This is a genomic window from Lentimicrobium sp. S6, from assembly GCF_013166635.1.
GTDB lineage: Bacteria > Bacteroidota > Bacteroidia > Bacteroidales > UBA12170 > UBA12170.
This window is the reverse complement of record NZ_JABKBZ010000112.1, coordinates 1-10,019: the sequence shown is the minus strand read 5'-3', so window position 1 is coordinate 10,019 and position 10,019 is coordinate 1. Positions and strand designations below refer to the sequence as shown.

Below are 10,019 nucleotides of genomic sequence, written 5' to 3'. Positions count from 1 at the left end.
AAATATTTAGGAAAATTAATGTGTGAAAATGAAACAAATTAATGTGTAAATTTAGCCTAGAAATTATAGCTGTTCACACTGGCACAATAACGTCGGTATGACTGGCACAATAACGCCGGTATATCCAAGAAGCTCTAGAAAGTGAAGATAAAACAGATAGATTAATATTTGATTATTCATCTGACCCCAATTATAATAGAATATTAAAATCTATCCAGGCTAAGAGTGGAATTGAAGGAAAACATTTTGTAAGCCATTTAGCCAGGCATACTTTTGGAACCAACCTAGCCAAAGAAACCGGAAACGTTTTTACTGTGATGCGATTTATGGGGATTAATAAGACTGAGACCGCGCAAATTTATATTAATATGGCTCAGGGTAGTAATGTTGATTCTTTGAAGGATTCTTTTAAGGAGTGGTAGTTTTATGATTAGTATTAAGAATAGTAGCCTGCCATCCTGAGTTTGCCTATAAATTTACTTTATTGTTTAATTAGCTTAAAAGCGATGATTCTTAAGTGATTTCGGCTATTATTTCTTAGCTGCTAGATTTATTAATAATTCTATATGATCTTTTAATTTGCATAAGTCCTTATAATTTTCACTTTGAGTAGAATAATATTCATTATAGTGTATCAGGATTTGTTTTCCAAAGTCTAAAGATTCTATTTTCAAAGTATATAGTTGTTTTCTTATTACTGCAATTTTCAAAACTAAATCTTGTGTTTTTTTCTCGAAACCAATACTTTCTCGAAGCTTTAGTGCGTCTTTCAGGAATACAAAGAGTACTTCTTTATCTATTTGTTCATAATCTGCCTCATCATCTTCTGGTATTCTTTCATAATAGAATGCTAATAAGCCATTTAATAATTTATACCATTTATTTTGTTTATAACGATCATTTTCGGTTAATTCACATTTATATTCTTCTGTCATTTTTGATGCATCATCCATGACAGAATTTAATTCATTAGCTATTTTAACTTTTCTTTGAAATTTGTCCTTAATATGATATTGGTATTTTTCTTTTGTCTCAGCTATTGATTCAGAATAGAAATCTACTTTGTAATATAGGTTGTTAAATGATTTTGTTTTGTCGATTTCAGTATCGAATTCTTGAAATGCATTGAAAATTGTATGATAATCTAACTCTAATAATCTACTATAGTTTTTATTAGTATAAAAGTACATTTGATTATTCTTTAATGGAGAATTTTTCTCTGCAAGAGAAAATGTTTTCATCTCTTTACCAGTATCCTCAATATGACTGCAAATTTCATTTACTAAATTCATTACAAGTTTTAATCTATCAAAAAGAGAATTTTTTTCCTTGATTTTCTGTTCACGCTTATCATTGTCATATTGCTGTTTTTGTTGGAGTATATTGTGAATAATAAAAACGATTGATAGAAAAGTTAAAAGAACACCAACTAATATCCCATAACTAGATATTATATGGTCTTTTTTATCAAAATCAATATCAAATAAGGCTGGATTTTCAGTTTGATAAATTACATTAATTGTGATAATTCCAATTACTATTAAAATGATAATTGAGAGTGTCCAAAATATTATTGTTCTAGTCTTGTTGTTCAATTTATTTGTGGTTTTTATAATCATTGGTAATGGGTCTAATAAAGTTTTTAGTGAAGCTTCAAGGCCATTGTAATAAAATCCCCAATTCCCTTTCCAAGAATTGCCATTCCTGCATCATGTGGATTCTCAAGTTTATATCTGCCTGCAGCTGCTCCATTTAAAGAGTAATCATAGCCATCTATAGAAACAATACACCAGTGTTTGTACCTGCATTCAATTATTATTTTATCAGAATAAAAAGGCCAATCACCTTGAAATTCTTCCTTGGTGATTTCTTTCCATTTGTAATTTGGATTGTGCTTTCTTTTTAATTCATCGGCAAAACTTCTTTTATGTACTGATTTGGGGGTTTCTTTGTATGTAGATGTATTGCCTCTGTAGTCAGTTTTGCCAAATTCTCCTTCATACATAAGGCCATAATCAAAAAATGAACTAGCTGTAATTTGTTTTCCTGTCAATCCTAATGTGTTAAATATTATTTGACGTGATAGACTCGCGATGAACTTCTCGAATGTAATTATTATATGATTTGTTATTTTCTGATAGACTTCATTATTTGTGTCATGATTCATTAACTTTTTTAATAAGTTCTCATTAATAGGATTGATTCGATTTTCAAATTTTTGCCAACTTTCCTTTGGGTTTATACCAATCTTAGTACTATCAGTGATAAAATCAAAATTATAGTAGCGAGCAATTTTTCCAAACTCAGATAAAATAAAAAGCAATTCTTTTAAATCTATATTGTCATGAAGAAATTCTGAGTCTATTTGAAATTGTTTTGGTGGGTACTGATCAAAGTAATAATTTTCTTTTATATCATTAAGAAGTTTTTCTAAATCATGACCAAGTCTTCTTAAATATTGAAAGCTAGGTAAGGTCTTGTGTTTTTCAAAATGTCCTATGCAGATATATGCTTTCATAAATCTCTCAAACCCTTGAGAAAGTAACTGAAAAGGTAGAAAATAGAAGTCATTATCTAAATTGATGTTTTGAAGCTCTCCAAAACCCAACCTAACAAGTTTATTAGCAGTTTCAAATTCCTCTTGTAAGGCAAAAAACTTTTGTATATCTATATTATTCATTTTTTGGTCTTAAAATTTGTTTTGTGAAATCCACAGGAATACTATTTACCTATAAGTAGAATCAGAAGGTGTTACTTCAGTACCTTCCAGCCCATTGGCTTTTAAAAATAATTTAAATTCTGGGATGTCAATTTTTGATTTTGGACCTAATACAATTTCAGGTATAAGTTTAGAGTTGAATTTATTTTCCAAACTTTGTTTATAGTATGATATTATTTTATCCTTAGTGCATCTGAAATTTAGATCTGAGATAATGTTTGTTATTTCCTTCTTTACACTAAATCCGGATGTATTTGGTGTGAAAATAAGTCTCCATTCTGACTCTTCCTCGAAGCTTGGGTTCTTATATGATTGAGTTAAAAGTAATAGTTCTTTTGCGAATTGATAGCTAAATGGTGTTTTTGAATGGTGTGGATACGTGTCAATATCGTTTTTTGTGTTTTTTAATATTTCATGAATTTTTTGTTGTTGTATGGATTCACTGTATATTACAGGTATTAAGCTGATTGTAAGAATTTGACTGTTCCTAAGATGAGGTAGGTATTCGAAGATATTCAACTGTTCTCTTGAAAATCCGATACTAACACCCCGTCCATCATCTGAATACCCTCTCCATTGACTTAATGAATCCTTTTTGTCTGATAAACAGAAAATAAATGAGCTTCCAAGATCATCGTAGTATACATTGAATATCTTATCAAGGTATGGTTCGTATTTTTTTTGTTTAAATGAATCTTTAATAATATCAAAATACTGCTCAATCCAAGTAGATTCCTCAGAATCATTCATCTGCCCACTATTACTAAGCCATAAAGATTTTGACTTAATAATATTAAACATACTCTCTACAGAGCAGTAATGATATAATTTATCTGGTGGGTTTTTCATTTATCTAATATTATTGAAAAATCTCTTGAAATTCTCATCAGAATTTCTCGTATTTCCTCTTCTCCTGATTTGTAATTTTTCCTATACCAACCTATAAGTTTGCTTTGAGAAATAAAGGAATTAAACCTGTTTATACTATTTTTAATATCATTTGAAGCTAATTTTATGTCTTCATCTGATATGTCATCATAAACATTTATTAAGATTTTTGATAGTAAAGGACTCCCATTTATTTTCTTGTCATAGTATTCACCATCTTGATAAAAGGAAATATTGAACCCATCTGCATGAATATATATTTTGATAATGTGAATATCAATTTTGTATTTAATATTTATATTTTCAATTGGTTTATGAATTACAAATTGGTCATAAATATTATAAAGCGAATCAGATAGAAACCTATTTTCTTGGAGTAGAATATCACCTACAGGATCGATTTTCTTTACATACTTTGGTGGATCATATGAGTCGATAAAATACTTAAGCTCTTCTTCAAACTCATTTTTCCCAGAACCTCCAAAAAACTCACAAATATCAACTTCCAATACATCAGCAATCTTTTGAAGTTGAGATAGTTTTATATCTTTTTTTTTCAATAGTTGATATAGGCCTTGTGAGGTTATCCCCATTTTATTTGCCATATCTTTTATGGGAATATTTTTGTCTTTTATTAATTCTTCTATCTTGTTAAATACAAGCATATTGTGGCGTTTTTATAATGCAAAGGAAACCGTAAGTTGAGAAAAAACCAACAGATACTTGGTTAAAACCAACAAAATGTTTAATATTGCAATGTTATTATTTACAAACTTAACAATAAAACAATTAAAAAACTTAAGATATGGGACAAAATATCGCAACAGAGATTTTAAAAGAAACCATTAAGGATGCTTTACGAGAATATGATAAAGAGAGAATACATCCAAACACAGTCTATTATATTAACCAGGTAGCTAAGCAAATGAATACAACCTATAGGAAAATAAAAAGCTTAGTAGAAAAGGGGCTGCTTAAAACTACCAAGGACGGCAGAATAACTCAAAGAGCTATAGATGAATATTTAGAGAACAAATAATAATAGTATTAATCATATCCTTTGTTGTAAGATATAAAAAAAGCAGCTCCAATTTCGCACCTGGAACCGCTTGTTTAAGATTAATTTCCCAAAAAACCTTACTGCAAAGGTAGTAAAATTATAATTATGGCTACCAAAAACATTGAAAATGCTACTATCTGTAGTTATCCCATAAAAAGGAGCAAAATAGGAAAGGTCTTGAAATCATTAAACAAACTCCAACATGATACCATTAACGATATTGAGGTGTTTTTTGAAAATCGAATTCTATTTGATTTTGAAATGAAGCTCAAAAAGCTCCAAAGAAAGAAATCTGAATTTGTTTTCCTCAGATATCCAGAGGAAGAATTAAACAATATAACCTTAGAAATAGAGACGCTTTTCTTTAGGGTCTTTAAAGAGAAAGTTCCACTATCAAAATACATGGATTTATATTTATTCAACAAAGATTTAATGAGGTTTTATAATGAGGAATCCTGGAATGTTGTAAAAGCTGCTAGTTAAATGGAGGTGGCATGAAATACAAATCAGAAGTTAGTTCAACAAGGATTGTTCCTAAGGCAGAAATTGAAGACAGGCTTTGTATAACTCCCAGCAAACGAAGAAGTTTAGAAAAAGCTTGTATGCCTGAACTTGAAAGTCATGGCTATAATAAGTATGATAAAGGGATGAATGAGTTTTGTATAAGTATTTTGAGGCTACGCTTAGAAATGGAAAAGAATGTAGAGGAGGAAATTTTAAGTATACCAAAGTGGAAGTTTGCTAAGGTTTTAGGTATTAGTATGGATCAGTTCAGAGACCTACTACATAAAAATGAGTACATATTCAGCAAGTTAGTTGAACGTAAATATAGTAAGTTCCAAAAGAAATTGGTAGGCAAACAGGTTGAGTTTCTAATGCAACACTTTGATATTGATAGTATTTAACTATAAATGCAGATTGGTTATAGCAGTATAGTATTGTGTTTTAGCTTGGAAGCATAAGTATTTTAATTGTAATACAACAGAATATTATAAAAATACAATAAAAACACAGGTGCAATACAGCGTATTTTGTGTAGCGTGCTTATGTAAAATCAGCAGAATACAATGTAAAACATCATGTTGATGAGTGTAAAACAGTGTGTTGCAGGTATGTTGATTGTGTGTTTTTGATGTATTCAAGTATGTTTTTCGTGTTGGTCAGTTCCTGAAACATGTTTAAATATTGATGTTGCATGAGATTTGGCATATTAATGATGTATTAATTGAATTATAGGTTTTAAAAAATTTAGTTTTTAAATGTAACAGTATTCATTATGAAGAGACAAGTTACAAAGTCAATTTCCTACCATTTGAAAAGGATATTCATATTTATAAAATGTTGCTTTGGTTTTCATTCTTGGCAGCATTATTCTAGTGATAAATATGAAATTATAAGAGACCGAGATAATAAAAAGGATGGTGAAGTAATATTGCATTTATTCATTTGTGAAAGGTGTAATAAACAAAAACTATTGCCCACTGACAGAACATATTGTTCTTGAGAAAACACAAAAGAGCAGAAAAAGCGAACGAAATTTTATAAAAATGCAAGTTCCTAAAGTAACAAAATTCGGAGTAAAGTGGGAAAAAGTAACAAAATTCAGAGAAAAGTAGGGAAAAGTAACAAAATTCGGAGTAAAGTGGTTTTGAAATTTTTCGAGATCGTATACTTGTAAAAAAATAGTAGAATCATGAGTGACAAAAAATCAAATTTGAATGTACGTATAAATAGCGATCTCAAGCAAAAAATTGTTGATGAAGCTAAAACATTAGGTATGTCTTTAACAGATTATGTAGAGTACATTCTTAATGGTGAAAAAGGTTCTAGTAAAACACCATTGGCAAAAAGCAATAACAATGAGGAGTTGCTTAAGGAAATTAAGGTTATTGTGAACAAAACATTTTTAGCTTCCAGTGAGATTACTAATAAAATCAGAAGTATTCAAAATGTTGCCCCAGTGCAAAAAACCAATTTTAATCCTGATATAGATTTAAAGCTCTCTCAATTGCTTGATGAATTGGAACGAGAAGAGGTGAAGTATTTGAAAGATGGAGAAGAGCAGCTTTTACAGCCTAAGACATTAGACGATTTAATAAACATAATCGTAAATGATTATCATTCATTAATTTTTAATCAATAAGCTATGGTTGATTTAACTAAAATCAGAAGTGGACCAGGAGGAGGAAAAAACCCTGGCTTTGCGCTTTTTCTTGCGTCAATACTTATATTTTGGGGTTTTATCATCTATAAAAAGTTTGTGGATGATAAAGAGGAGGAGAATAAACCCATTTCAAAAAAGCCTGAAACAACAATAGTCGAGGAAGTTAATTCAGAAGAAATTGAAAATGAAGAGAAATAGAGTTTTGTTATTTGGGCTAGTTTGTATGTGGCTTGAAGAGGGCGGATGGCACTGTTTATCCGCCCAAATTAAGCCTTTAAAGCTATTTCCGTAGCTCTGTTGTGGCGACAACTACGGAGGGAGCCGAAAGGCAAAAGCAAGGAGGGAGAAAAGAGGAATACTTGCTAAATAATGGGTATTGTTTGTAAAATTTGCCTAACGTTCCTCTTCCTCTCCTCTTTTTAAAGAGATGCTGTTAAAAATTGCCTTGCTTGTCCAGGAGCGCTCCCAAAAAAAAGCCATTGGCAAAAACGTATTTATATAATTATCATAGAATTAATTAGAAATGTATCAAAATCAACTAATATCCATTTATAAACTAGCTGTTCCAGGTACTCAGGATGCAGCCTTAAAAAGCAATAGAAAAACCCAAAATTAAAAAAATGTATAACTCTAGAATACAGCCCTTTACCCCCTGTGTTCATAATTAAGGAACATTTGGAGTGAAAAACAGAGTAAAAAAACCAAAGTAAAGATCTTCGATTTATACAATAAATAGCAACTGGAATAAATACGATGCACAAAAAGAAGTTTGAATACAGTTAAATACAAAAATATGGACATCAATAATTTTAAAGCAGGTCAAGAAATTACTACAAAAGCGAAAAACCTACCTTTTGTAGCTCATAAAGGAATATTAGTTCCATTTATGGGTAGCTTCTATGTGCTGCATAACACAATAAATAAAAATGTGCATTCGGAAGAATATAGTGAGTTTGTAAAGAACAGAGAAGTGTTGAAAGTTGAAGACACCGATTTGTGTGTGTTGTCAGCTGAAGAAATTTTAGATCACTTCGATATTCTTAAAAGTAAAAAGTATAATTTGATTTCCTATAACAGCGAGCATTTTGTAGAGGAGATGAAACATGCACCCGTTGAAAGTGAAACGGTGAATCAAACGGCAAAAGGACTTGCTGTATTTGTTGCAATGTTTCTAGTGGTTACTTTTATTAGAGCGATATAATTGTTTACTTTTGTTTGAGCACTAACCAAATGTTCCTGGAACCGCCAATCATTTGAAGCGTCCAGATTGTTTGGTTAGTGTTTTTTTTAGTTAAATTGACAAAGCTATAGGTAAAAGTGGTTTATAAAAAAAAGTTTACTAGAAAAAAGCGTATATGAAAAAAGCCTAGAGCAAGTCTAGGCTTATATTATTTTTTTATAGTGCAGCATTAATGCAATTGATTAATAGGGCACTTACTACGAGGCAAATGTACGTAATAATTATTGTAAAAGTCAAATAAACCTGTTGTAATTTGACATAATATCTTGTTAAATTTGACATAACATTCTTTTTAAATTGATAATACCTTGATTAATTGTGTATTATGTCCTTTATTGATGTGTTTTTGTCTTTATTGTAAATGACACACAGGACTGTTGTAGAATGACATTGTGTTTTTTGTAAATGTACTTCCGTTTTATCCAGTATATCAAAACAATCAATAATTATATCCAATCTTATCTTCAATTATGGTTTTGATAATTTCATTCTTTTCATTCTGTAAAAATAGGTTTTTAATATGGCTATGCATTTCTTCTTTTCTATTTGAGGAGATTTTATTTAGGATATATAAAATAGTCTTAATTGCAGAGTCAAGAGAATGTCTATCGTTATTATTAAAACTTAAGTCTGGTAAAGTAGAAATGCCTTTAGGGGTTTTAAAATCGAATAATACTCCACCATGGGCGCAAGTGTTTCGAACATTCACTATAGTTTCCATAATGTTTATGAATTTTTTTAAGTTTTTCACACCATACTCTTGTGATATTCGTTCTTTGATTTCTTTATCTTTTAATGATTTGAATATTTTTAGTATAGCTCCAAATGTAAAGAACTCTAGTGTTTTCCATGCAGGAGCATATTTGTCATTAATATTTTTGTTATGATGATGTTTTATCGTTTTATTATTTTTTTTAAAATCATGATTATAGTGATTGTCCAGGGTGTTAATGTAGTCTTGGTACATTATTGAAGGATCAGCAAACCAAGTTGAGGAATTTTTAAATTTGTTTGAAACGTAATAAACAACTTTTGTTCTGAAATTTATTTCAATTCGATTTATATATCTTATTAATAAATGCCGTAAGTCGACATCAAGATAATACAAAGCTAATGCATCTGAAAATTTTGTTCCTTCAATGAATTCATGAGAGTCATTTTTTTCGAATGGATACCAGTAAAAACCTAATCGATAATATCCTATATCTAAAAGAGTTTCCTTAACTTTGTCTAAGCTACAGTCAAACTCCATTCCTCTTTCTTTGAGTATTGCAGTTTGGGTAATTGTGTTAGTTGCGATTTTCCCCATTTAAAAAGGTTTTAAGTTGAAAATTGTATAAATATTGAGTGTAGCAAAATTAGACATTTTCCCAAATACTATTGATAAATAGTTTTACTTATATGTTGTAATTACACCGAAAATTACACCGAAAACCCCAGAAATCCTGTATTTACTGCGTTTGCTCTAGTCTTGTTGGGGGTACTATATGTGTTGAAAAACATATAGTTAAAATAGTTTGTGCCATTTTGGTACCGAAAAGTGAAATAGGAACATGATTTGCAAATCTGGCCATTGTAGTTAGTAAAATGAATTTAATCACTCCCATCTAAATCTTTTTTTTTGTGTAAATAATTATAAAAAACGCTGAAGTTGACCACCCTAAAAAAGAACCTTCATTACCCGTTGTCAAACAATATTTTCGGGCTTTCTTATGAACCAAATTAGCAAGAAAATGGCTAATAACCCAATTGTCATGAGTAAAGTAAGAAAAGTATTGATAGTGCACTTCCAGGGGAAGTCTAAGAGTTTTAAGTAAATATCTGAAGTTTCGCACCAAATCAGACTGCCTTATCAAGCTGAATTAGAATAGGTTCTTTTTCTCTAAAAAACAGAAAATTTTCACTATTGTTGATTAACTCATGTGCAATTTTCTGAAAATCAACACCA

Annotated in this window: 12 protein-coding genes; 7 read left to right on the top strand and 5 right to left on the bottom strand. The window is 30.0% G+C overall.

Going from position 1 to position 10,019, the window contains the following annotated elements; translation table 11 throughout:
* Positions 1-122: 122 nt before the first annotated feature.
* Positions 123-422: a tyrosine-type recombinase/integrase gene (locus HNS40_RS23815; protein ID WP_172284583.1), complete on the top strand. Its 300-nt coding sequence runs from the start codon at positions 123-125 to the stop codon at positions 420-422.
* A 108-nt stretch (positions 423-530) separates the two neighbouring features.
* Here HNS40_RS23815 and HNS40_RS20795 read toward each other — a convergent pair whose 3' ends face one another.
* The 4 genes from HNS40_RS20795 to HNS40_RS20780 are packed head-to-tail and all read right to left on the bottom strand — an operon-like array spanning position 531 to position 4,272.
* Positions 531-1,619, bottom strand: coding sequence for a hypothetical protein (locus HNS40_RS20795; RefSeq protein WP_172284581.1), 1,089 nt, complete (start codon positions 1,617-1,619; stop codon positions 531-533).
* Positions 1,620-1,642: 23 nt separating this feature from the next.
* The gene (locus tag HNS40_RS20790) at positions 1,643-2,680 is read right to left on the bottom strand and encodes a hypothetical protein (protein ID WP_172284579.1); all 1,038 of its coding nucleotides are present in this window, start codon (positions 2,678-2,680) and stop codon (positions 1,643-1,645) included.
* A 45-nt stretch (positions 2,681-2,725) separates the two neighbouring features.
* Positions 2,726-3,568, bottom strand: coding sequence for a DUF2971 domain-containing protein (locus tag HNS40_RS20785; protein ID WP_172284577.1), 843 nt, complete (start codon positions 3,566-3,568; stop codon positions 2,726-2,728).
* Positions 3,565-4,272 carry a helix-turn-helix domain-containing protein gene (locus HNS40_RS20780; protein WP_172284575.1) on the bottom strand — a complete coding sequence of 236 codons (708 nt, stop codon included), beginning with the start codon at positions 4,270-4,272 and terminating at the stop codon, positions 3,565-3,567. Before HNS40_RS20780 ends, HNS40_RS20785 begins: the two co-directional genes overlap by 4 nt.
* Positions 4,273-4,412: 140 nt before the next feature.
* Between HNS40_RS20780 and HNS40_RS20775 the strand changes: the two genes are divergently transcribed.
* The 6 genes from HNS40_RS20775 (at position 4,413) to HNS40_RS20750 (ending at position 8,032) form a co-directional block, all read left to right on the top strand.
* Positions 4,413-4,646 (top strand): hypothetical protein, encoded by a 234-nt coding sequence (locus tag HNS40_RS20775; protein ID WP_172284573.1) that lies wholly within the window; start codon positions 4,413-4,415, stop codon positions 4,644-4,646.
* 126 nt (positions 4,647-4,772) lie between these two features.
* Positions 4,773-5,150 (top strand): hypothetical protein, encoded by a 378-nt coding sequence (locus tag HNS40_RS20770; RefSeq protein ID WP_172284571.1) that lies wholly within the window; start codon positions 4,773-4,775, stop codon positions 5,148-5,150.
* Between the two features lie 11 nt (positions 5,151-5,161).
* On the top strand, positions 5,162-5,572 hold the full coding sequence (locus HNS40_RS20765) for a hypothetical protein (RefSeq protein WP_172284569.1): 411 nt from the start codon (positions 5,162-5,164) through the stop codon (positions 5,570-5,572).
* Positions 5,573-6,360: 788 nt separating this feature from the next.
* Entirely contained in the window at positions 6,361-6,810 is a 450-nt protein-coding gene (locus HNS40_RS20760; protein ID WP_172284567.1) for a hypothetical protein, read from the top strand.
* 3 nt (positions 6,811-6,813) lie between these two features.
* Positions 6,814-7,029 (top strand): hypothetical protein, encoded by a 216-nt coding sequence (locus HNS40_RS20755; protein ID WP_172284565.1) that lies wholly within the window; start codon positions 6,814-6,816, stop codon positions 7,027-7,029.
* A gap of 595 nt (positions 7,030-7,624) precedes the next feature.
* Positions 7,625-8,032, top strand: coding sequence for a hypothetical protein (locus HNS40_RS20750; RefSeq protein WP_172284563.1), 408 nt, complete (start codon positions 7,625-7,627; stop codon positions 8,030-8,032).
* A gap of 478 nt (positions 8,033-8,510) precedes the next feature.
* Here the strand turns inward: HNS40_RS20750 and HNS40_RS20745 are convergent, their stop codons facing one another.
* The gene (locus HNS40_RS20745) at positions 8,511-9,380 is read right to left on the bottom strand and encodes an Abi family protein (RefSeq protein WP_172284561.1); all 870 of its coding nucleotides are present in this window, start codon (positions 9,378-9,380) and stop codon (positions 8,511-8,513) included.
* Positions 9,381-10,019: the final 639 nt, after the last annotated feature.